This is a genomic window from Pseudomonas sp. H3_A02, assembly GCF_054671965.1.
The window spans coordinates 2924250-2948870 of record NZ_CP162807.1; the positions used below are offsets into that span (position 1 = coordinate 2924250).

The 24621-nt window shown below is 57.2% G+C and carries 12 protein-coding genes; 6 read left to right on the plus strand and 6 right to left on the minus strand.

The window, feature by feature from the left end; genetic code table 11:
- The first annotated feature begins 37 nt into the window (after positions 1-37).
- Positions 38-1260, plus strand: a protein-coding gene (locus AB4N80_RS12935) for an IS3 family transposase (protein ID WP_460090493.1) whose coding sequence is annotated in 2 segments (ribosomal slippage) — positions 38-389 and positions 389-1260 — 1224 coding nt in all. Because the reading frame shifts where the segments join, the coding sequence is not laid out codon by codon here.
- A gap of 138 nt (positions 1261-1398) precedes the next feature.
- On the opposite strand, the gene AB4N80_RS12940 is transcribed toward AB4N80_RS12935, so the two are convergent.
- From AB4N80_RS12940 to AB4N80_RS12955, 4 genes are all read right to left on the minus strand, one after another.
- Positions 1399-2475, minus strand: coding sequence for a fimbrial protein (locus tag AB4N80_RS12940; protein ID WP_354336429.1), 1077 nt, complete (start codon positions 2473-2475; stop codon positions 1399-1401).
- Between the two features lie 56 nt (positions 2476-2531).
- The gene (locus tag AB4N80_RS12945) at positions 2532-5033 is read right to left on the minus strand and encodes a fimbria/pilus outer membrane usher protein (protein WP_460082337.1); all 2502 of its coding nucleotides are present in this window, start codon (positions 5031-5033) and stop codon (positions 2532-2534) included.
- 31 nt (positions 5034-5064) lie between these two features.
- Positions 5065-5817 carry a fimbrial biogenesis chaperone gene (locus AB4N80_RS12950; protein WP_460082340.1) on the minus strand — a complete coding sequence of 251 codons (753 nt, stop codon included), beginning with the start codon at positions 5815-5817 and terminating at the stop codon, positions 5065-5067.
- An 82-nt stretch (positions 5818-5899) separates the two neighbouring features.
- Complete coding sequence (locus tag AB4N80_RS12955; protein WP_460082343.1) at positions 5900-6451, minus strand: fimbrial protein; 552 nt, start codon at positions 6449-6451, stop codon at positions 5900-5902.
- A gap of 396 nt (positions 6452-6847) precedes the next feature.
- Here AB4N80_RS12955 and AB4N80_RS12960 point away from each other — a divergent pair, with 396 nt between their 5' ends.
- On the plus strand, positions 6848-8314 hold the full coding sequence (locus AB4N80_RS12960; protein WP_460082346.1) for a hypothetical protein: 1467 nt from the start codon (positions 6848-6850) through the stop codon (positions 8312-8314).
- 233 nt (positions 8315-8547) lie between these two features.
- Here AB4N80_RS12960 and AB4N80_RS12965 read toward each other — a convergent pair whose 3' ends face one another.
- Both AB4N80_RS12965 and AB4N80_RS12970 read right to left on the minus strand, forming a co-directional pair.
- A complete protein-coding gene (locus AB4N80_RS12965; RefSeq protein ID WP_460096106.1) occupies positions 8548-13485 on the minus strand; it encodes an RHS repeat domain-containing protein in 4938 nt (1645 codons plus the stop codon).
- A 57-nt stretch (positions 13486-13542) separates the two neighbouring features.
- Positions 13543-14112: a hypothetical protein gene (locus AB4N80_RS12970; protein WP_122569205.1), complete on the minus strand. Its 570-nt coding sequence runs from the start codon at positions 14110-14112 to the stop codon at positions 13543-13545.
- A 161-nt stretch (positions 14113-14273) separates the two neighbouring features.
- Here AB4N80_RS12970 and AB4N80_RS12975 point away from each other — a divergent pair, with 161 nt between their 5' ends.
- The 4 genes from AB4N80_RS12975 to AB4N80_RS12990 all read left to right on the plus strand — a co-directional run bounded on the left by AB4N80_RS12975 (position 14274) and on the right by AB4N80_RS12990 (position 24557).
- Positions 14274-15788: a hypothetical protein gene (locus AB4N80_RS12975; protein WP_122569204.1), complete on the plus strand. Its 1515-nt coding sequence runs from the start codon at positions 14274-14276 to the stop codon at positions 15786-15788.
- A 40-nt stretch (positions 15789-15828) separates the two neighbouring features.
- Complete coding sequence (locus AB4N80_RS12980; protein ID WP_460082351.1) at positions 15829-18513, plus strand: hypothetical protein; 2685 nt, start codon at positions 15829-15831, stop codon at positions 18511-18513.
- Positions 18514-18680: 167 nt separating this feature from the next.
- Positions 18681-21086: a hypothetical protein gene (locus tag AB4N80_RS12985; RefSeq protein WP_460082354.1), complete on the plus strand. Its 2406-nt coding sequence runs from the start codon at positions 18681-18683 to the stop codon at positions 21084-21086.
- Positions 21087-21167: 81 nt separating this feature from the next.
- The gene (locus AB4N80_RS12990) at positions 21168-24557 is read left to right on the plus strand and encodes a hypothetical protein (protein WP_460082356.1); all 3390 of its coding nucleotides are present in this window, start codon (positions 21168-21170) and stop codon (positions 24555-24557) included.
- Positions 24558-24621 lie beyond the last annotated feature (64 nt).

A 24621-nucleotide genomic window follows, 5' to 3' on the forward strand; every position in this document is an offset into this window, starting at 1 on the left:
AGGTTTACACTTTCTGACCCATTTTCAGGAGGGAGTAATGAGCACGGGGAAAAGGCGCAGTCAGCGCGACTATTCGCTGACCTTTAAATTGTCCGTTGTCGATCAGGTCGAAAAAGGCGAGTTGAGTTATAAAGAGGCTCAAGAACGCTACGGCATTCAGGGCAAATCGACCGTCTTAAATTGGTTACGCAGGCATGGTCGACAGAACTGGAGTCAAGGCGCGTCAATTCGCACCAAGAGATCCCGTTCCATGGATGAGCCCGATAAGCCGCTGACGCCCGAGCAGCGAATCAAAGAGCTTGAAGAAGCACTCGCCCAGGCAAATCAAAAAGCTCAGTTTTTTGAAGCCGTTGTCGATGTTCTAAAGAACGATTTCGGTGTTTCTGTCGTAAAAAAGCGATCCGGCAAGTCCTCTCCCAAGGGAAAGTCAAAGACCTGAGTATCAGTCGGACTTGCCAATTCATGGGGATTTCCCGCCAGGCTTATTACAAGCGCAATCGAGCATGTGATGCCCGGGCCCGCCAGGCCCAGGACGTCATGGTTTTTGTGCGGGAAAAGCGCCTGAGGCAACCTCGGCTCGGTACCCGAAAACTCCATAACCTCATGCATAGCGAGCCCGAAGTCTCGGTAAAAGTGGGACGAGACTGTCTTTTTGATATTTTGCGTGACCGGCGCGAGTTGGTTCCTCGTAAGCGGGCTTATCACAAAACGACAGACAGCCATCATCGCTTTCGCAGGCACTCCAACCTGCTCAAAGAAGGGCCTACGCAGGTGGTTGCTACGGCGCCAGAGCAGGTATGGGTAGCCGATATCACCTACTTACCCACTCAAACGGGCGTGGCCTATCTGAGCCTGGTGACTGATGCTTTTTCTAGGAAAATCGTGGGGCACCATGTTCACGAAAGCTTGCATACAGAGTCTGTGATTCAGGCATTCAGTAAGGCCCTAAAGCAGCGAATAACCGAACAAACTCTTGTTCATCATTCGGACCGCGGCATCCAATACTGCTCTGAGCTTTATCAGCGGCTGCATGCCAAGCACGACATCAGGTGCTCAATGACCGATGGTTACGACTGTTACCAAAATGCTTTGGCGGAACGTGTGAACGGGATTTTGAAAACCGAGTTTCTGTTGCATCGGCCCAGAGACGCAGCAGAAGCCACGCGAATGGTGGATCAGTCGGTGCAAATCTATAACAACGAACGGCCGCATCTATCGCTGAAATACAAAACGCCCGATGCGGTGCATCGGGCGTTTTGATGCTGAAACAGGTGTAAACCTATTTCAGGACTAGACAGCGTTCGATTAGTTTTTATTCAATCCAGTGACTCTATCGATACGCTACAACACCTCACCGACAGCGGCCGATCAAGCCGCTTGCCGGCGCAGCGTATGTGCTCAATGAAAGCTGACGGTAAAGTTCAGCGACCCTTTCACCGCCCCCGCATCCACCTTGGGAGCGGTCTGATACAGCCGTGCACTCAGGTCCAGTACCGTCGTTCCGGGTGAAATGGCCGCCAAGGGCACTTCACGTTGCAAGGGCACCGGTGTCACGCCGTCAGCCTTGAGGATCTGGATCCCAACGCCAGTAGCCCCCGAACCAGCGCCCAGGGTAAAGCCGCCCTCCACCCCAGGGATCGGCACCGAGCCGTTGGTGGGCTCCAGACGAATATTGGCCCAGGCGATGTTGATGTCGCCGGGGTCGGCGTCGCAATTACCCAGTGTGATATTGAACGGCACCGCCGGGGTGCCCGGGCCCACTGCGCCGAAGTCCGAGGTGCGCCAGTCACCCAGAGGCACCGGGTTGGCACTGACGCTGGAAATGCCGCACTGTGCCTGGAGCACGGTACCGCTCAACTGGAAATCGAAACCGTTGCCGATGTTGGAAAAGCGCGTACCGAACAGAGCCTTGTCGAAAGTATGCGGACCAGGGGCGATGGGCCCGGTCTTGATCAGCGTGAGTTTGCCTTGGAGCCGGTCGATACGCAGTGGTGCGCTAGCGGGAACGGCGGCGTGGAGCAAGGCGTTGAACGGAACGGTGGGCTCGGTACTCGGCACAAAGGCATCGGCGGCGATGCCATCGAAGGGATGCTGCAGCTTGATGCGCGCACCGATCCCATCGATCCCGGTCATGAAGACCTTGCCGTTGACGTCCTCACCATTGACCGGCGGCAAGGTGCCGGGAAAGAGGGGGGCGCTGGCGACGGCGTTGAAGGTCAAGGTCGAGCCCAGGTCGTTCTCGCAGTGAATGATCTGGCCTTCGGTACTGGGCATCGAAAAGCTGCGGTCGAACTCCCCGATCACATGCCCCGGCGCTGCGTCCCGGGGTACATAGACGCTGCCCGCGTCGAGGCGGAAGGTCATGCTGGTGGCTGAAGTCACCCAGCGGCAGAAACTGGCGCCCGCGGCCACCTCAATCTGGCAGGCGGCGACCAAGGCAAAGGTCCCGGCCAAACGTCGTGATGCTGATTTCATCTGTCGAATCCTGAAGAGTCAGGGCGCGCGCAGCGTCGCGGCGCCCGACAAGGGAATTAATGCGTCATGGGCTCGGTGCAGGTGAGTGTCTGCAGCCGATAGCCTTGCGCCTGTTCCATGCTTTGCGGCGCGATCTGCAACTGGCAGTGCTGTCCGGCTTCCTTGCCCCAGCGCACATCCAGGGTTTGCGGTTCGGCCGTGGTGGTCAGCAGGACTTGTCCGGCCTGGCCAACCACGCCGAGCCGTTCTCCCTGGGCATCGCTGACCTGGGCGCCGAACGGCACGGGCTGGCCTGCTGGCGTGTGGCTCGTCAGCACCAGTCGGTTGACCTTGCGCGCGGTAAAGGCCGCCTTGACCACGGCCCCGCGCCGGGGCACCACATGGGTGACGCCATTGTCGATCTCCACCTCCGGGTCCAACTGGTCGGTTTGCAGCACCACCTGATTCTGCCGGTAAGGACGCAGATGCGGAGCCAAGGCGTAGCCCTGGGCGTTGGTGCGCACGCCGGTGGCATTGAGTACGCCAACGCCTGGGGTATCGGGCACCACCACCAGGCCCATGGTTTCGCCCAGGTAGGGACCCCACTCAAGGCCATCGCCGTGTAGCAGGAGTGCACCGCTGGCGTTCAATGAAAGGCTGCGATAGCCATTGCCCTGGGTGTAGCCACCGCCCACGCTGCCGAAGGGCGCTTGATAACCGAGGGCCAAGGTCGCCGAGCGCTGGTCGTCATCGCTGTTGCTCAGCGCGGTGCTGTAGCTGAGTCGGTTCTGATCGGCGCTGCCGGTCAGGCGTGCGGTCTGGCTATAGCGCCCGGCATTGTCCTGGAAACCCAGGGTCGCGGTGTTCGAATGGCCAAAGTCCAAGGGAAAAGAAATGCTCAAGCCGGCCTGCCGACGGCTGCCATTGCGCTCATCGCTCAGGGACTGCGAGGCGAACAGGTTGTAGCTGATCTTGCGGTGTTGGGTATTGAAGTTGAACTGGAATTGGCGTTGTTGCGGGTTGGCGCCCCAGTAGTCGTCTTGCGATAACGTCAGGTTAACCGAGCTGGCCAGCCCCAGGTCCTGGAACAGCGCCGCTTCAAGACGGCTGCGGCGGCTACCGGCGAACTTGCCATCGCGGCTACGCTCACGCACGCTTTCGTCGAAATCCCGGTAGCCCTGCGTGGAGTAGCGATAACCGGCGAAACGCAGGCTGGTGCTGGTCTGGAAAGCCTTGCTGTATTTCAGCGCATAGCTCATGCCCTGCACACTTTCCCCGTGCCCCGACTCGGCGCTGGAATGGGTGAGGTCGAAGGCCAGGGCCCCGAGGCTGCCCCAATCCCGGGCGAGGCCCAGGTTGCCGGCCCGATAGAAATCACTGCCCATTGCCCCGCCATACCACGTCGTGCTCCAGGCGCTGCCCATTGCCAGGGTGCCCTGCCAGAGCAAGGGGGCGTCCAGGCCGCTAGCGGCCGAATAGCGCCCCAGGGTCGCGCTGTAGCGCCAGACCCCTTCGCGCAGCAGGTTGCCAAGGCTTGCATAAGGTTGAATAAAACGTTGGACCTGGCCATCGTCCGTCGTCAGCACCACCTCCAATTCACCGCTACCCCCGGCGGTACTCAGGTCGTCGATCTCATAGGGACCGGCGCTGACATAGGTGGAATAGATCGGGTAGCCGTTCTGCTTGATCTCCAATTTGGAACGTGCCTGGGCCACACCGCGAACGATCGGCGCATAGCTTTGCTGCAAGTCGGGCAGCATGCCCATGTCCGAGGCGATGACCAGTCCCTGGATCGGCAGGCTGCGAAACACTTCGCCACCGGTAAAAGTCTTGCCCAGGGTCAGGTTGGCGCGGGTGCCGGGCAAATCGCGCTGGGCATAGGTGTAGGCTTGGGTCCATTCGCGTTGACCGTCGGTGTTCTGGTGCAGCGCATGGTTACTGCGCAAGCGCCAGGCACCCAAGTTGAGACCGCTGTTGAGGTACAGGTCGTCACTGTTGGTGGAACCCCGATAACGGCTGGTGCCTTGTTGGGCCGATACTTGGTAATTGACGAAGGCGGCGTTGATGCCGGCATCCCATTGCTCGGGATCGACTTGTCCAACTCTGTCACGGCGCATGGCGATCTGTGGCACCGAGAGCGACAGCAGCAGCGTGCTGGCATCGAACTCGACTTTAGAATCGGCGATCAATGCAGGCAGATCGACGCAGGCCGCGTCCCGGGACGCGGCAAAGCTCTCGAGCTTGATCCCCAGTTGCTCCAGCAGCTCGGTGTCCAGGCAGGGCGAAAGGTTTTGCCGGTCGGGATCGACATGGAAGTCCAATTCACGTTCACCGAAGTAATGGCGATTGATCTGTATGGCAACCCGATAAGGTCCCGGGACGAGCGCCTGCCCTTGGCTGAGGACTTCCAGCGCCAGCGTGCCGGCAGCGCCACTCTGGTGCATGAAGCCGGTCTGGAATTCGAGGGCTTGGCTGGCAAGCGTTGGTCGCGCTTCGAATAAGCCAACTGCGCTACCAATGACAAATAGAGGAGCGAGCCGCTGGCGCAAAGGCCGGCGGCGTGCAGGTGCATGGATCATGGTGGTCTTCCAGCGATAAAGGCGCGGGGTGTCAGGGGTGCAGTTCAATGGCCATGGGCGCCGGACTGATACGCGCGCCATAATCGTCTACCGCCGAGAAACTCACCTGCAGGTCGGTGGCCGGCTTGATCCCCTCCAACTTATAGGTCTGGCTCGACATCGGGTAAGCCATGACCGGGCTGTTGAAGACTTGCCGCTGGCCCTTGCCGCTGACTTCAATACGCAGGAAGGACACATGAAACGGGCTCGGGTTGGCGACGGCCAGATAGGCTTGGCCGTCGACCTGACTGAGCGACCATCGCAAATCCTTCAGGCGCAGGCTGGGGTTTTCCTTGAGTTGCACGGGGCGATGGAACACTTTGATACGCGTGCGCAGGGCGATATTCAGCACGTTGGTTTCGGTGCTGTCGGCTTGGGGGATTTCCTGGACATTAAAGAAGAACAGCGATTCGCGATCCGTGGGCAGGTCATTCGGAAGGCGATTGATTTGCACCTGTTGCTCCTTGCCCGGATCCAGGCGAAACAGAGGCGGCGAAGCCATAAAAGGTACGGCGGTGGTGGTGTCGTCGCTTTCGGTATTGACCCAGGTTTGCACGGCATAGGTTTGCTGGCTGGGATTGCTGACGATCAGCGCGGCGCTGCGTTGGTCGCTGGTCACGACTACCCGCGTGCCATTGATGCTCAAGGCCGCCTGGCTGCTGGGGATCTGGGCGAACAGCCCGAGAACCAGCAGGCCAGCGGTGCGTGCTTTGGCGTAAATAGAGGAAGTTTTCGGGCTTTGCATAAAACGGATACCTTGGGCCTAGCCACCCGAGTGGGGAGCTGACGCGTGCCGAGGTCCCCGGCTTGCGCCGGGGGATTGCGGGTTAGGTGATGTTGACGATAAACGCCACTTCAACCTGGGCCGCACCGGTGCCCACCGCTGTAGCGGTGGATTTATAGGCGGCGGTAAAGCGCATGTCGGTCGGATCGGTGTCATCCAGCGCATAGTCGGCGGATTCCATGCCATAGCCGATCAGCACACCCTTGTTGTCCTTGATCGCCAGACCCAGCCCGCTGGCATAGCCGCCGCCTGAACGCAGGGCGTGAAGGGTGTTGCCGGTACCCGTCGCGCCGTGTACGCCAGTGAATTTGACGGTGGCGCTGGTGGGCGAGGTGCAGCCCGCACCCGGGGTTACGCGCATGGCGAAATCGCGATGCCCGCCTTCGTCACCGATGGTCGCGAACTGACTGCTGGCAACGCGCCCCAGACGCACCAGATTGCCGGGGGCGCCGGTTTCCGGGTTGATGATTTCAATCGGACAGGTGATGTCGGTGATCATCCCCTCGAAGTTGATGGTGCCGGTGGTGGCAGAGGCAGAAGTGGCGGCCATGGCCAGCAGCATGCCTAATGGAAGTGCGTAAAAGGATTGCTTCATAAAGAGGTTCGACCTGTAAGAAAAGTAGGATTTTGCTGTGAGCCAGCCGCTGCTGACTGCACTGTCCGCAAGTGTTTGCAAAACCGCCTGAATGCTTGGTGCACCTGGAGCAGGCTTTAACCAGCAAGCCCAGAGCTTCAGGTTTCGCCTAAAGTTGCGATGAGTTTGCGGGGCGGAACTCTATGGAATTCTCTTACAGGTCGATATCGGAATATAAGACTTCTTCTGTAGGATGTTTCGTCTTTGTTGAGTGGGCAAAAACTTGTTTGTCAACCTAGTAGTTCTGTTAGTACACATTTGCAGGGGGAAGTGTTAAACGTGTCTCGTTGTGTGACGGCTAATGGATAAAATGGTCTCTTCATCGACCTGATCTTTCCTGCTCGAAGGAGAACGGCAATGGCTGATAACCATCCTCGCGCTCGGCTCTTGAACAAACCGATCGTGTCTGTATTGTTGCCTGATAGTTCTGACTGGGATGAAACGGGTTTGTTGCCTGCTAACTTGGCGAATAAACCATTGAATGTTGAGATTCCTGCCTGGGTCTCTATTCCGAAAGATGAAAAAGATCGTTGCTATTTGCGCGTCTATTGGAATAACGGCAGCAGGCCGGTTTATGAAAAGGTATGGACACCGAGCGAATTTGGGAGTGATGACAAACCGCCTCCCGCTGATTTGTTTTTTGATCTGGAGGCGCAGCACGTCATACATGGTGTGCATGAATTGCGTTATGAGGTGACGTTGTTCAATGCAAACTGGGATCCCTCTGAGGTACTCACGGTTACCATTGACGAAATACCCCCCGACCTGGGCAGTGACCCCCGGCTGATTTTCGACACCACCCAAGTGACCAACCAGTATCTGGAGGCCAACGAAGACAAGTTAATGGGGGATGTGCCAGTGTATGGGGGTGGAGCGCCTGGTGATGTCATCACCTGGTACTGGAGCAAGGTTTCGTTTCCGATAATGCCCGCCGATAAAGTCGCTTCGCGGACACTGTATCGCGGCGAAAGCGGCCAGCCGGCGCCGGTTGAATTTCCTGGCTGGGTCATCCTTGATCGTGGCAATGGTGAGCTGTACGCGATATATGAAGTCAGCGATCGGGCAGGCAATGTCTCCATTTCTCGCGAGAAGAGTCTGGATGTCAACATTCGCCCACCGACCCCGCGCAAATTCCCCACCGTCAAGGAAGCGACGAATTCGCTCACTGGCACCGGCATATTGAACCCATTCAATGGCGGCGCAGGGGTGACCGTGGTGGTGCAGGCCTCGGAGGTCGATCCCGGCGACGAGGTGACCGTGGACTTCATCGGCCTGGGCGGCGAGGACGGTATCGGCTCCATCAAAGGGGTACGGCCGATCAGCGCCGGTGGGTTGGAATTTGCCATTCCCGCGGCGGTGGTCGCGGCGAATATCCGCGTGGATGCCGCCGACCGGCGCACGGTGGAAGCCTATTACTGGGTCGGCAATGCCCCCCAGCATTCGGCGATCTACACCCTGACCATCAACCCCTTCGCCGTCGACGCACTGGGGCAGGTGCAATGCCGCCAGGCGCAGGTGGGTGCGCCGGCGACGATCTCCAAACAGCAGGTACCCACAGGGGGCGCGGACCTGGACATCGAAAAATGGATCTACCAGGCCCGAGGCCAGCGGATGAATGTGTGGGCCATGGCGGGGGGCGTACGGACGGATTTCCTGCGAGGAGAGCCCCATGGGGTCGACGGGACTTTCAACACCAAGATTGCCAAGGACTATGTGGAAGGGCTGGCGCTTAATTCCACGTTTACGCTTTATGCCAGTGTGAGTTTTGATGGGGGGCAGAGTTATATTGCTTTCAAGAGTTTGGCGTTGAAGGTAGTTGCTTAGCTCAGGCCTAAATACCCGGGTAGAGATAATCTCCCGGGTGATTGATTGAAGGGCTTCTGAAGGTGTTTCCTAACGAGGGCTGAGCTTGACTAAGCTCAGCCCCTATTTGTTAAAACCAAAATCGTCCATTCGGGCTTGTTATAGTGCCAAAATGTCCTGCTGGTCCAACGCCGTAGACTTTCTTTTGCCGAATTTCTTCGACTGCCCCGACCACGCCGCCACCCCCACCGCCGCTACCACCGCCTCCACCCCCGCTCCCTTTGCCTCCCAGGTCCTCCACCGAGGTCACAGAGCCGGACCTTGACTGTTGGGGGGGGGGTGGACCCAGAGAGTGGTTTTTCGATTTCAAATAGCGAGTAGTCAATGTTTTCTTTAGGGTTTGTGAATATCTTAGTGTTCTGCCCACCAATAAAGGTGTCTGTCTGGGTGAACCTATCTATGCCCGGCTCGGCGGTACTACCACGTAGTTTGGAAAGTCTCTCCCTCATACTTGGCGTAATAGAGTAAGTGGAACTTATACTACTACTTCGTGATCCTGCAGCGGCTGCATTATCAGCTGCCCCAGCGGCGGCGGCCCCAGCCCCGCCGCCAGGGTTCGTCTTGTTTACACCTCCCATCATAATATTTATGTTTGTGAAGCTTATTTTCGTCTCGGCATTCAAACTCGCTTGGGCGGCAGCTCTGGCCGCGGCCTTCGCCGCTGCGCTTGCGGCTCGCCAGAGCCCCCACAGACTAAGCGCCGTATCCGCCCCGCCACTAATCACCGAACTCAACGCGCGCTTTTCCCGATCCTTCAGCCGGGTGGCATGGGTGGCCGCGATGCCTTCATAGACGCCGTAGGCACCGAACCCGACCCCCACCAAGGTGAAGGTGCTCGTGACCCCGATGGCAAGCGCGCCAACCGGCGGGGCAACCACCACCGCCGCGACCGAAAGGGCGATGCCTATCGCTGAAAGCGTCGCCCCCAAAAAGCCCAACCAATTCATCTTACGATTGGCATGCCCGGTGGGGTCGACAAAATTGATCGGGTCGCCCGCCGTGTACACGTAGGGATTGATCCCCCCGGCATCGAATGGGCTGAGCGAGTCCGGGCTGTGAAAGCACATCAGCGCAGGGTTGTAGACACGGTAGCCGCGGCCCAGCAGGTACCAGCCACTGAGTTCATCGCGCACTTCGCCGTTGAAGCCCAACAGGCATTGCAAGTCGTCTTCGGGACGGCGTTCGCCATAGGCGCCATACACGGCCTTGCGCAGTTCACCCTGGCCGCTCTCGGCCAGCACGCTGTTTTTCGCATCGGTCAGCAGCAGCAACGTCTGCTCGGGATCATCCTGTAGCTGTTGGCCCAGCGCTTGGTTGGCGGCGCTGAGCACGTGAATTTTCCGATCGCCTTGTTCCGTCCGGGTCAGGCTGTCGTCATCGTAGAACCGCAAGGTTTCCGCTTGGGATTGGCGCGTGACGCCCAGCAAGTGGTTGTGCGCGTCGTAACGGTACTGGCTGACGGTGTTACCGCCGCTGTCAGTGACACGCAGCAAGCGCCCCTGGCTGTCGTAGTTCAGGACCTGGCCATTTTCATCGTGCTTCAGGCGACCGTCCTCGTCGTATTCCAGCTCGATGCTGCGCGGATAGTCCTGATGGGTATGGGTGATCCTGACCAGTTGGCAGGGATCGTCGTCGCCGGCAAAAAAGCGCTCGACCTCGTCACGGCTACCGTCTTCAAAGTGGGTGTAGACCTCGGTGATATTGTCCAAGGCATCGAAGGCGAACATCTGTTCAAGAATGGCATTGCCATAACGGTCCTTCGGCAATTCGGTGCCTTCGCAGTTGTATTGCACCAGGCGTCCGCGTGGGTCGTAGTCGAAGGTTTCCAGCAATTCGGTTTCATCGCCTGCTTGCAGGTGGCGGCTTTGCAGCTTGCTATCGGCCCGGTAGGTTTGGCTGAGGGTGCGGTCCGGGTGGCCACCGCTCAAGCTCATCTGGCGCATGGTTTCCCGGCCTTGGTCGTCGAAGGTCAGCCGCGTCTGCAACTCCTGCCGGGTATGGGCATTGCGTGTGGTGATCAGGCTGATCTGGCCCAGGCTGTCGTATTCGAAGGTGGCGCTGATCTGGCCCTGTGTCACGGTCAGGGGCCGGGCCTTTTCATCGTAGCTGTAGGTGCAAGGCAAGCCGTCGTTATTCGCCCGGGACAGCAGACGGCCTTCCAGGGTATGGGTGTAATGGGTTTCCCATGACTTGCCCGAGCGTTTTTCCGTCCAGCTCTCGCGGCGCAATTGGCCACTGGAGCTGTAGTCGAAGTGGTGCTGGCCCTGGGTATTTTCCGAAAGCGTCAGTTGCGCGTTTCTGGCGTCGTAGTTGAAGCTCGATTGCTCGTCCGGGGCGATGCTGGACACGGGGCTGCCGGTCAGGCCCAACTGGTATTCGTAGCTGATGGATTGTTGGCTGGCGGTGATCCGGGTGTCGACCTGGAGTTGTCCGCCCTTGTAGTGGAATTGCTGCACGCGCGGGCCGACTATCAGGGTGGTCCGGCGATCCAGCCCATCGAACGTCTGCAGGCCCATGCAGGTGGTGGTGCCATGGGCGATCACGTCCAGGCCCACGGGCAGTTCGTCGCCGCTGTGCCGGGCATAGGTGCGCTTGAGCTCGGTGTAGTCGGGCAGGGTGGTGCTCTGGACCCGACCAAACAGGTCGTAGGTAAAGCGGGTGGATTCGCCCATCGGGTCGATTTGTTCGACGCAGTTGCCCAGGCCGTCGTAAAGCAATTGCACCTCGCTGACCAGCCTGTCCCCAGCGTCCAGGGCCTCGATTCTATCTTCCTTGCCAAACCGGTTGAGGGTCGTGCGGGTCTTGCCGGCGATCTTCGGCGGCGTTTCGCTACTTTGGCTCCAACTGCACAGGGTTTGCGTGGGTGGGTCGTTTTCGGTGACCTGCGCCACGCCATCGGCACCGATCACCTTGTATTGCTCGCCCCAGGTGTCGTACTCGAAAAGGGTGGTCAGGGCAACGTCCTTGGCGCCTTCCCAGTCCGTAAGGGTCTCGCTGGTCAGTTGCCCCAAGTTGTTGTACGTCGCTCGATAGGTTTCGCGAAACGCCGTTGGATCGCCCCCCCAGCCATCGGCGTCCTGGCGTTCGACTTTCAATACGCGGTTCAACCCATCCAGCCAGGTCACGGTCTCGACGCCGTTTACATCCAGCAGTCGTTGGTGCGCCTGCTGCTCCGGCCCGTTGGCCAGTGTATAGCCATAGGTACGGCTGGCCTGGTAGGGGGTATTCGGCGCTGCGGTTTCTTCGATCACCCGACCCAGGTGATCGTATCGGTAGAGCACTTCGGCGCCGACGTCATCGGTGCTGAGGGATTTGCTGCCGTTGGGCAAGGCGTATTCTTCATGGATCACTTTGCGAATCGGCGCATTGGGTTGGTCGTCATAGCCGATCAGGGTGGTTTCCGTGTGCATGACCATCCCCCCGGTCCGGGTGCCCGGGGCGATGCTGTAGGCATATTCGGTGGTGGTCAGGGTATCGGCCTGGCCATGCAGGGTTTGCAGCATTTTGCTGAGCAGGCCATGCCACTGCTCTGCCGGGGTGTTGATGTACTCATGGGTGATACACCGCAACTCGGTTTGCGGCTGCTCATCCACTACCTGGAACAGGGTTTCGTCGTTCAAGGCCAGCCAGCGCCCGACGTTGTCGACGCCGGGGTATTCGACGTAGCGATACTGGGTTTGCAGGGTCGGCGCGGCGCCGTAGTCGGAGGGCGCCGGAGTGATGGTCTTGCTCTTGATATGACGCACGAAGCCTTGCGGATCCGCCGGGCAACCGTCCTCCTCTTCGGAGCCGTACCAAGTGCTGGTTTCAGTCACGCCATTGGCATTGACCTGTACCAGCAGGTTGCCGAAATCATCGTAGGTACGCGTCACCACCTCGCTATACCGGGGAAGCGTCGTGCTTGCGTTGCGCCAGGTCTGGGTGATGCTTTTCGGCAGTTGGTAATACGCCGGTTGATCGCTGAAGTCATCCCGCGGGTTGGCGTAGTATTCGGTCTCGGTGACCAGCAGGGTGTCGTCCTTGTCCGGGACGTTGGCTTTCTGCAAAATTTCTTCGAGCACCAGGAGGTGGTAGCGATTGAATACTCGACGGGTGGTACGCGCCGGTTTGTCGCTGACGGCGTCCCAGAGAATCTCTTTGGTTTCATACTGGTAGCTCCTGATCACGCCATCGCGGAAAAGGTTGTCCAGGCCGTTGTCGCTCCAGGTAACCCCACTGCCATGGCCGAGGAAGTTATTGCCGGTGCGGTCGTACTCGTAGCGGGTTTCGATGACGGGTAGCTCAAAACCCGGGTCGAGCGTGTGCGACCGTACCCGCGGCAGGGTGAGGTCGCTCATGCCGGGAAAGGCATGGTGGGTGCCTGAATAGATGACGGTTTCATGGCCGCCGGAGGGGGTATGGACTTTCTTGAGCAGGGTCAGGCCGCTCAGGGGGATGTATTCAAAACGCCAGGAACCCTTGTTCTCGGTAGGCAGGCCCTCGTCTTCGATGGGCAAGTCGATGCTCCTGGTTTCACCGCCGAGGATGTTCAATACGAACACGGCTTCCTGCGGGCTTCCGGGGTACAGCTTGATCTCCAGGTTGCCGTTGCGCGTCAGACTCAGCAGTTCCGTGTCGTCGCTGTTAAGGATCTTGCTCAGTAACGGGGTCGTGCCGAACGCGGCGTATTCCAGCGTCACGCTATACCCCTGGGGCGAGCGCATTTCCACCGGCATGGCGAACTGGCCCTGGCCGACCTCAAGAATCTCCACCAGCCCGGACTTATGCTCGACCCGGTAGCGCTTATTGCCCAAGTCATGGAAATGAAAGGAGTCGAGTTTCTTCTCCGGAATCTCCATCCCATCCGGTCCCGAGTTGACCTTGAAGGTTTCACCGGTATACAGCGAGATGATCCGGCGGTTGGGATCATAGTGCGAAAGTTGCAGGCTCCAACCCTTGCCGAAACCGCTGTCGGTACGGTTGAGCGGATTGAAGTTCAAAGGCAATGGCACCGTCGGGCCACAGAGATTATTCGCCTTGAGTTCGGGCAAGGAGATGGCGCAGGTGTATTGTCCGGTCCGAGGGTCGACCTGGCTGAGGATAAAGTTCAGGAAGTTGAAAGCATTGGAAGGTACGGAGGTCGGAGTGGTCATGAACTTGTCCTCGTTGAAAACAGAGCAATGGCGGTGCCGGTCAATCCACGGTGGTGATCAGTTAGCGGGTTGCGAGCGTTCGATATAAACGCAGCTAAGCCGTTCGTTGAGATTTTGGTTGGAGAGATTAGAACCCACGAAAGTGCTTGAGGGGGGCTCTAGTTCGACGCGCAGATTTTTCCCCGCAATCAGCTCGCCTGGACGCAGGTGTCGCAAGGCGTCGATGGAAAGCACCACGCTACCGTGGGGAGTCCAGTCAGTGGGTTGCTTGACGGTTTTCAGCTTGAAGAAAAAATTGTTCGCGTCCTTTCCATCCGAGCAGAATTCGTTTTCATAGAATTGAATCAGGGTTGCCGAGGGCACATTCTCCAACCAAAAAGTTGAAACCATATTGTTTTCGCAATATTGACTGCTTTCGGCGAAATTAAACATCTTGCTGGTTTCGGGTATGGGCAAAGTGCACTTTTCGTCGCCCTTGTCATTATTGAAATGGATGGTCCCGAAGGAGGCTTTTGTAGATGTAGAGTTGCCCCGTTCGGGCGCAACGCACGCAACAGTGGCGAGACCACTGACACTAATAAGCGTGATCCAGGCACACGCTCTCAACACTGATTTACGCGGGTTCATAGTCGGATACCTCTATTGACCGGGGCGGCTTGAAGGGCGGTTGTACAGTTGCCTTCTAGCCGAATCTAGCACCGGTCGGCACCTTTGGAACCTAGTAGTTCTGCTAGTACCTGAGCGGATAGTGCAGGCGTATAAATAAAAAAACTCAGGTGGTTGCGTGAATGAATCGTTCACGTATCGGCATGGCTTCGAAGGGTGACGATATGACCAATAGCAATGAGCAAACAGCGAACAATACGCCGGCCGACCCTGGCCGGGATGGCCTGTTACCCGCCCCGCAGATCAAGGAGTCCCATGACCTGCAACTGGATCCCGACACGATCGATGGCAGCATGACCATCGCCGTCGTGCCCTATGGTGGGATGGTCAATGGGGATGTGGTCCGCTTGCTGTGGGTGGGCACCCGGGCCGATGGTAATCCCGGCCCCACGGTCAATTTGCCGATCAAGACCTTGAGCGACAGCGATACCGACCCCAGCAACAACCCCGGCTCGGTGTTGAACTGGCCTGTACTGAAAAGCAACGCCGTAGCGGTGCGTGGCGGCTCGATCAGCCTGCACTACGAGATCACCCATGCAGCCCCAGGCACCCAGGTCGATAGCGAGTCGGCGCAACGCATCATCCAGGTTATCCCGCCCAGTGCCCCTGAGCTTGCCGCGCCCACCATCAAGGATCTGACCGGTAGCGTCATCAACCCCGGTCAGTTCCCTGAAGGCATCCGGGTGGTGGTGACGCCTTATCCGGGGATTCGCGCGGGGGACGATTTGCTGGTGTATGGCACGCGCACCGGTTTGGGCAGTGGGCCGAACAAGAACACCATCCAGTACCTGGAGATCGACCAGGCGATAATCGACAGCGGCCGGATCGAGGTGCCGATACCCCTCCAGTGGTTGCTCGACAATCAGGGTGGTTCCGTGAGCGTGCGCTACCAGTATGGCCGCGACGATGCCGCCGGCTCTGGCGTGCCCCTGGCGCTGACGATCCGTGAGCCTCTGGTCTTGCCGACGCCGACCGTCGATAACAGCGTGGTCACCGAGGGCCGGGACGAGCTGAACCCGGTCGTGGCCATCAACGGCGCCTATATCACCATCCCCCAGACCGCCACCATTGGCGACGACGACTCGGTCATCGCCCATTGGAAAGGCTTTGGCGCCAGTGGCTCGTATGACGCGCAGGAGGCCGAGCCGTCGAACCGGTTGAAGTTCAAGGTCCCGTCGACGGTATTGCCACCCAACTTCGGCAAGACGGTCGAGGTGACCTATAGCGTGTCCGGCCAGGAGGCCCAGCCGCCCTTGCAGCTGTATATCCGCGAACTGGCCAGCCACCCGGATATCACCTGTGAAGGCGCGCAGGTGGGGTCGCCGGCGACCTTGAAGTTGTCCGATATTCCGCCGGGCGGGGCCCTGTTGAGTCTCAGTCGCTGGTCATTCATTTCCACCGAACAGACGATACGGCTATGGCTGACGGCCAGCGGCATTGCCGAGCGCGACGTCATTCCCTTGCGCCCGGTCTTGTCCGCCGAGACGAGCACCGGTGTCACGGCTCGGCTGATGACCACGCACTTGACGGGTATCGCGGCGAATTCGGTGTTCACCTTGCGCGCCAGTGTCAGTTTCGATGGTGGGCACTCCACCGTCGTGTTCAAGAATCCGCTGCAACTGAAACTGTTGGATTGACTGCGCACATTGCCTTTCACGGGCATGGGAGGACTGAATCATGAGCAAGATGTCATTGACGCAGTTGGTCGCCGAGATGCAAGGCAAGTCCATGACCTATGGTTGGGACGCCTTGGTGCTCTACGACCAACGCAAGACCAATGAATTACTCATGCAGCTGTATATCGAGCGGATCAACAGCGAAAACGGTTATATCGAACCGATGTCCATGATTATTGGCTGGGGGGAGGGGGCACCGTACAAGGAATATATCTATGACTTGAGGCTCAGTGCGCCGCGCCTGTCGTTTGAAAATGCCGACCCCAGGGGGCCGGCCAAGGCGCGGCTGACCCTGGACATGATCGGCGGCATGATTGTCAGCGCCAAGAGGGAACCTGGCGGTCCTTTTTTCATATCGAGGCTGCTCAAGGTACTCCCCGTGGGCGGTCCGCAGCTATGGATGGACCAGCCGGTGACCAAAGCCACGGTCGGCGGGCTGGGAGACGTGCTGATCGACCTGAAGAATGCCGAGAACTTCATGGCGAACTTCGTGCTCGGTCCGTTGGCGATGAAAGATGTCGGCAGCCGATTCAAGCAATACTTCGATGACAATATTCCCGCTGAGCTGAAGGTCTTTCCATTGGGGCGCCTGGAGGGACATTCGAACGGGATATTGACCCCGCAAAACTTCGAGGTCAGGGCGATGAAGGCCGACCCTCTCGCCCTGTTCGGTGACGAGCACTATGGCGAGGGGGCGCTGATGCTTTTCATTACCTTGCAGGGCGGGCACGACGGTGATCGTTATCCTGGTTCCGAAGAGCCATACCTGATTCCGGCCGACCAAAGCGGCAGTGAGTACACCGGGACACTGTTGTTATCCAGCAAGGTATTGGCGGAAAAGATCCTCAAGCCGGCGCTGGAAAGTTCCATTGGCAAGGGGCTGGCCTTGCGGGTCGTTTATCAGAGCCACGACATTGCCACGACGCTGGAAGCAACCGCCGGTGGCAGCAATATTGGTTTTAATACGGCGACTTATCAGTATTGGGAAGCAGCCTTTCAACGCTTTGGTTTTGTAAACAGCAAGCTGGACCCATTCGCCTATGAGTTCAATTGGGTGGCCAGTGCCAGCAAAGGCTTGAGGGTCATGTATGGACCCGGCGCAAGCCTGGCGATTTATTGGAAGGGCCAAGTCGCCGGGCAATGTAAAGTGCCGGCGACCAATGACCGGTACAACTTTGGCTATCACTGCAATTTCGATATGGGGATGAAGCTTGAGGCCTCGCTGGATCAGGCGCGCCAACACGTAGAACTGAACAAACCAGAGATTTTTTTATTTGGGGTCGATACCAGCCTTAGCGGGAGTGCTGGTCATTATTGGAACATGGATGGGGAGTCCGTTACCCGAAACCATATTCAAGACCGGGTCAAGTCGGTACTTCATGGTGTGGTCAACAAAATTGACATTCCATCGATCGAGACTTTCCTGCTGGGCAATCTGCTGTTTCCCAGCCATCACGCCTTGCACTTGAGCGAGGCGTTCGTTCCCGGTGATCTGGCGGTATTCGGCCAGATCGAACCCTTGCGCACCAACACGCAACTCACCCCGGTCAACTCGACGGTCGCGGCCGGTAGCGGCTTTCAATTCCGCTTGACGCCGACGCCGACCAATATTACTTGGTCGGCACGGGATATCGATAGCCGGGTATCCCTGCCGCATGTCATCAGTTCCAGTGGCTACTTTACCGCGCCGCCCCAGGACCAGTTGCCCGAGGGTTTCCTTGCCATTGTGGTGACCGCGCGGGGCACCTTGGACGGCAAACCCGTGCAAAGTTCGGCACTGGTGTCGGTGCTCGACAGCATGATCCTGACCAATCCCCTATACGACAGTTGTAACCCTGGCGAAAGCAGGACATTGTCTGCCGAAGCCCTGGACGGCGGCACACTGACGTGGGATATCCTGACCAAGCATTGGGGCTCGGTATTGACCCCGGTAGAGGGTGAGCCGACCAAAAGAACGTATACCGCTGGCGGTAGCTCGGACGATGACGTGCCGTTTTCCCTGGACAAGATCGAGGTCAAGCAAACGTCCACTGGCCAGGTGAGCCACATCCATATCCTGATCCACAACCAGGCCGTCACCACCCCTTTATGGATTTCCGAGGCGAGTGAACCGGCCAGTGGCACGGTGCAGTTTGAGCTACGGCCCAGGGGGGAGCCGACCGATCCTTCCCGGGTGATCTGGAAACTGCTGGGCGGGCCAGGCACTTTCGACGAGCGCACCGGGGTTTATCAGGAGCCGGCGTCCGTGGCGCCGAGCAGTTTTATCGTGGTGTCGGGCACGATCCCCGGTGAATTCCAGGATGTACAGGCCCTCGCCGCGATTCCATTGCCGCTGAGCAAGTATGCAGAGCTGATGGACATACTGCAGGAGGAGGCGCCTCCCCTTGATCCGGGGCTCGAGAAACCGGCGATGCCAACCGGTTTTCGACTGACGGACAATTATCATTACCCCATCCAGTTTCAATGGAATGCTTCCAACCACGTCGCGAAGTACAGGCTTTATCGATGGTGGGTGCCAATCGCCGATATTACCGGAACAGAATATGTAGCAGCCAGCGTACAGGGTTATAACCGTTTTCACCTACGGGCAGTCAGTGCAAATGGACTGTTGTCCGAACGAACGCCCTATGTCTACTTCTATCCGCCCGGTTATTTATCGAGCGAGCAGGAGGAAAGTAGCAGTTAGAGCGCACTAGCTCGGCAAGTAGTTGAATGCGTTCTGCTACTGCTGGATTCATTGGTTGTGATGTTTGTATCGCGGTCTGTCGTATGACACGCCTGGCATCGTGCGCCCTGCGTTTGGCATCACTCGACAGTCAGACGTAACTTTATTGGTGATGGGAGTGAACAGTCATGAGTAAATTGACGTTGACGCAATTGGTCAACCAGATGCAAGGCAAGTCCCTGACTTATGGCTGGGACGCCATAACGCTTTACGATCAACGCAAGACCAATGAGTTGCTGTTTCAATTGTATGTCGAGCGTTTCAATAGCGAAGATGGTTATATCGAACCGGTTACCATGGAGGGCAGATGGGGGGACGGCTCTTATACCGAGCATATGTTTGATCTTAAGCTGGGAGCTCCACGGCTGTCCTTCGAAATCTCCGATCCCAGCTTGCCGGCAAAGACGCGCCTGACCATGGACATGATCGGCGGAATGATAGTCAGCACAAAAAAACTCACGGGAAACAGACTTTTCGTTTCCCGGATATTAAAGGTAATGCCGGTAGGCGGTCCGCAACTGTGGATGGATCAGCCAGTGACCAAGGCGAGGGTCACTGGATTGGGCGACGTCTTCATCGACTTGCGCGATGCCGATAACTTCAAGGCCAACTTTGTGGTCGGTGAACTGGCAATGGCCGACGTCGGGAAACGCTTTGAAGAATTCATCAAGTCATTGGGGACTAAATTGTCATGGTTTCCTTTGGGACGGCTTGAGGGCGATATGAACGGTATTCTGACCCCGAATAACTTTGAAGTCCGAACCATGAAGTCCGACCCCAATGCATTGTTCGGGGACGAACAATACGGCGATGGTGCTGTCATCCTGTTCATTACTTTGAGGGACGGCCAGGACGGCAACGAATATCTTAGTGCCCGAGATCCCTACATGATTCCTGCTGATGGCAATGGTCAGAAATTTACAGGGGCCATGTTGCTGTCCAGCCGAATCCTTGCAAGCAAGGTTCTCAAGCCAGCATTGGAAGCCTCTATCGGTAAAGAGTTGGTACTGAGAGCGGTGGATACTGGCCTGGATAGGGCGACGACGTTGGAAGCCACAGCTGGCGGGGCAGATATCGGTTATGACACGGCATTCTATAAGTATTGGTACGCCCCCACCCAGACCGAGGGTTTTACTAATAGTAAGTTGAACCCGTTCTCTTATGTTTTTAGAAAAATCGACAGCTCTGCAACGGGTTTGACAGTGGATTATGGTTCCGCTGGCAGCGTGGTCATTGACTGGAAAGGTATTGTGTCTGGTCGATGCAAAGTACCGGCAACTAATCCGAAACATGATTTTGACTATAGCTCTAATTATAATATGGGGATGAAGCTTGATGCCGCGCTGGATAGGGAGTCTGGTCATGTAGAACTAATCAATTCAGGTGTTTTACATATGGATGCCGTTACCACCTTTCATGGATCTGCTGATTATTTTTGGAACATGGACGGTGAGGCTGAAACGAAAAACTTCATTAAAGACAGGATCAGCTCAACGATTTCCGATGTGGTTGAAAAAATTGAAATACCGTCAATTGACACCTTCCTGATCAGGAATCTTTTATTCCCAGGTCACAATGCCTTGCACCTGAGCGAAGCATTCGTCCCCGGTGACTTGGCGGTATTCGGCGAGATCGACCCGTTGCGCACAACGATCGTCCTGTCACCGGCAAACTCGACAATCGAGGCGAACAGGGGACGTATTCAATTCAACGTGAGCCCAACGCCCACCAATCTCACCTGGACGGTCCAAGATATTGACAGGCAAGTCAGCATGCCGGAACTGATCAGTTCAACCGGTTATTTTACCGCCCCGGACGCGGACCAATTGCCCGATGGCTTTCTTGCGGTCGTGGTAACTGCCGAAGGGACCTTGAACGGAGTAACAGCAAAAAGCTCGGCACTGGTCACCGTTCTCAGTAGCGCGATCGTTGCCAACCCCCTGTATGACGCCGGCGACCCTGGCGAGGACAGAAAATTTACCGCTGAATCGGTGAATGGTGGAACTCTGGAGTGGAACCTTCTCACGCCGCAATGGGGCTCGACGCTGGCACCGGTGCCAGGTGAACCCAACCAGCGTAAATACGTCGCGGGGCCGGGTGGCACGGATCCCCTGATAGCGTTTTACATGGACAGAATTGAGATAAAACAAGTGGTCGAGGGCGTGACGACGACCTCCTATATCCATTTCCTGATCACCAAACTCGGTGTCAACGGGATCATGTACATTTCCGAGGAGAGCGATCCTGCCAGCGGCAATGTGCGGTTTGAAATGCGGGGCAAGAACGGCCCGATAGACCCTTCAAGGGTGATCTGGAAATTCCACGGTGGGGTGGGAACCTTTGACGATCAGACCGGCGATTACCAGCAACCGGCGTTTGTCCCGCCGGGCAGCCTGGCGGTGATTTCGGGCACGGTCCAGGACTTAGACCTGGACACTCATGCCCTCGCCGCCATTCCACTGCCGCTCGATAAATATATCGACCTCGTCGGCAATAAGAGCAAGGCCCCCGAGTCCGATCAGGACCTTGACTGACCTCCGCGAAGAATACCGCCCCCCGGCAAGTTCTTTTCGCTAACGCTCACCGTTGGTTTTTATTCATTGAAGGTGAAGGCCATGACAACTTATTCATTAGATGCACTGACGAACAGGATGAAAGGCAAATCGGTCACGCTCGGATGGGACGCCGTGGTCTTCATGAATCGAGCCAAGGTCAACAGCCTGTTGGAGCAGCAATATATTACCCGCTTCAATAAGGAGAGCTTTCTCAAGCGCATCTTCGGTGCGCCATTCATGACGCCGGATGAGAGTGAATACCTGGAGATGAGCGGGTTGATCCTCAGCCATCCGCGCTTGAGCTTTGAAAAAGCCTCGCTGCGTAACTCACGGGCGACCGCGACCATGGACATTGTCTCGGGCACGGTCTCCTATGTACGCAAGGGGTCCGGCCAACTGCCCGGGGCGGTTCTCTACAGTTATGTGGTCGGCGCCAACCAGGGTTACACCATGACGATGGATATTGACCTGGCCGCCAGTCGCGGCACGGTCAATGAGCAGGGCAGGGTGATTATCGATATCGGCGATGGCTACAACTGCCGTTGCAACCTGGTTAACGAGAGCCGGGCCCAGGAAATCCTGGGCGATTTCTTCAAGGCTTTGTTTCTCGAACAAAAACCTGAAGACCGGGTGTATGAGCTGGGCATGCTCGACCTGCGCGATGTCGATCTGCTCGCACCGCGCTCATTTTGGATTCGTACCATGGCCACGGACGAAGGCAAGAACCGTGCGTCCGACGACTACGGTGAGGGCGCCGTGGTGCTGTTGGTCAGGACCAAGGGCAATCCGCAGGAGGGCGGTGATCCGGGTGAAGGCGCCTTGGATTATCTGATTCCCGATGATCGGCATCCTACTACCGGCAAGGCGCTGTACTCGGGTTCGTTGGTGTTGGCCAGCCGCGTGGTATTTGACTGGTACGTGCAGTACTCAGTCGGAAGCATGATTGGTAATGGTATTACTTTTGAGCGGATTTTTGAGTCGAATTATACTGCTCGATCGCTCCAAGCCGTTACCGGGGCATTACCATTGCCCGGATATTTGCATCGTTGGCATGACTCGCCAGGGCGAAAAGAAAGTGTGGCTAGTGTAGGGGAACACAAACTTACGTTTTACTCCGCAGATAGCGCATACGCTTTGCGTATTGTTGCAACGCAAGATGCGGCGCTACAAATGAGTTGGTCAGGACTGCAGCTTCAGCCCTTTGTAGTGCATATTTGGGATTTTACCTGGCTGGATGAGTACTATTATCCCGATGTGGAGGTTACCCCGAATGTGAATATTACATTTGATCCTCAGGTGGACTCCTCCAATAATACGCTGACCTTCAAGGTGCGACCTTTGGTGGCCAATTTTTCTTTTAATAGCCGGCCTCTGATAGATAGCTATACGAATCTGGAGTTCTGGCAGGGGGTTTATAAAAATTACGACCCTTCGATGCAGTCCAAACTGGATGAGTACTCGGCACTTTTTCGTGATACAGCTCGATTCAAAAGCTTTGGTATTCCCGAAATCAACGTTCTAGCCATCAGCAACCTGTTGTTTCCTGAACGCAACGCCTTGCAATTAACCGAAGCCCGACTGCCAGGCGACCTACTGATGGTCGGCCATATCGATCCAAAGGAAACCACGTTCACCCTCGATCCCTTGCTGCCCGTGGTCAAGGCGGGCGACACACAAAAATTCACCATTCGGCAACTGGGCTATCGGAGCTCGGATGTCACATGGAGCGTGCGCAGTGTCGATGGCAGTCGTGCGGTGGGCACCATCACCAATGGCGAGTATCTGGCGCCGGACGTTCACTTGCTCGACGGCAGTGCCATACGCAATGTGGTCACGGCCACCTACACCGATTCGACGACGGGCAAGGAGGTCACCGCCTCGGCCCTGGTCGTGGTGGTCCTGACCGGCGTGGTGGTCACGCCCTCGATGTTATTGATCGAGATGGACGATCGCCGCCAGGTACGGCTCAAGGCCACCTCCGTGGGCACCGGGCCGTTCCGCTGGACCCCGCGCAGCAATGTCGGTTCGTTGCACGTTGAGGGCGACGAAGCCGTTTATACCCCACCGTCGTCTGACCTGCCGGATCACACGCTCGAGGCGGTGCTGTTCGATGTCGAGGACACCAGTACTGGCGAGAAAGCCGTTGCCACGGTACTGCTGCGCCAAGGCCATTTCTCCTTGAATGTCACGCCAGCCCTGCACCCAGGGGTGCGCCCCAACGGTACTGCACTGTTGACGCCGCCGAACCCCTACCGCCCGGAACAGTTCACCTGGGAAGTGGTCGCCGGGGAGGGCACCATCGATCCGCAAACCGGCAGATTCACCGCGCCTGAGACAATCACGCTGCCCTACAGCGTGGTGAAGATCAGCAATATCGGTGAGTTTTTCGACCACTTTGGCTACAGCATCATCCACTTGTCCGAGCACGCCCGGCAATCGGAGTGGACCGACTACGATGTCTTCGATTTTGAAGTCAGCACCAAGCCCCCCACGGTGTATGCCAATGGCCTGCAACAGGCCAAGGTGACGGTGCGTTTCAAGCCCGTAGGGGACGCAATGGTGTCGGAGAGCGAGTTCGAGAGTATCAAGCTGGTCACGGCGGAACAGAAAGTCTCATTGCCGGAAGTGGGTGAGGACGGGGTGCCGGAAGGTGGCAAATGGCATTACACAGAAGCCGAGAATGTTTACGACCCCTACCCAACGCCTGCGTTCAACCAGGAGGCGCAACAGAACAGGCCCAAAGGGATGGTGCTCAAGGAGTTTTTTGTCCAGACCCACAGTATTGAAGATTTGCGGGTGTCGGCGAGGATACGCAGTGACAGTTTCGAAACCCTCTATTCCAATCCGACGCCGGAAGATTCAACGGGCACTAAAGTTATCGATCTGTTCGCGATGGAGCCACCAGAGGGAGGAAGTGGGGGAGTAACGGCCTTTACCTTTGGCGATCCTGGTACTTGGCCGATCCGTGTCGACGACGGTAATCCGGAGGATGAAAATGACCTGACTACGCTGGACTATTACTACCTGAAGTTGATGATCAGAAACACCCAGGTTGCCATAAAAAAAGTCCAGTTCGTCGGCAACTGCAGCATGGTGAAATGGGAAAGCGACACTACGCTCGAAGATGTTCACAGTATTACCGGGTATGCCATTTCCGGTGATGAGAACGAGAATAAAGAAACGATCCTGCACATCGATGAAATTCTCCACAGGCGTTTGCTCGGTCAACTTAACGTGCCGGAGCAAACAGTTCATCCGGGAAACCCTGTCCCCCCTGGCGTAGTTTTGTTCAGCCTGCAACGTCGTGAGTTCTGGCGCTATGAGCGTTACACCAAGTCCGATTTCGACCGGGCCCTGGATGTGATCGTGTTTGACCGCTATGGCAACCGGCACAATGTAAAAATCGGTTTCGACGGGAATAATCGAAACAAACTCAGGATTATTGGTTAGTCATACCGATGGCTCAAGGCGCGATCTGTTGCAGGTCGCGCTGTTTAAATATTCCATGCGTTCA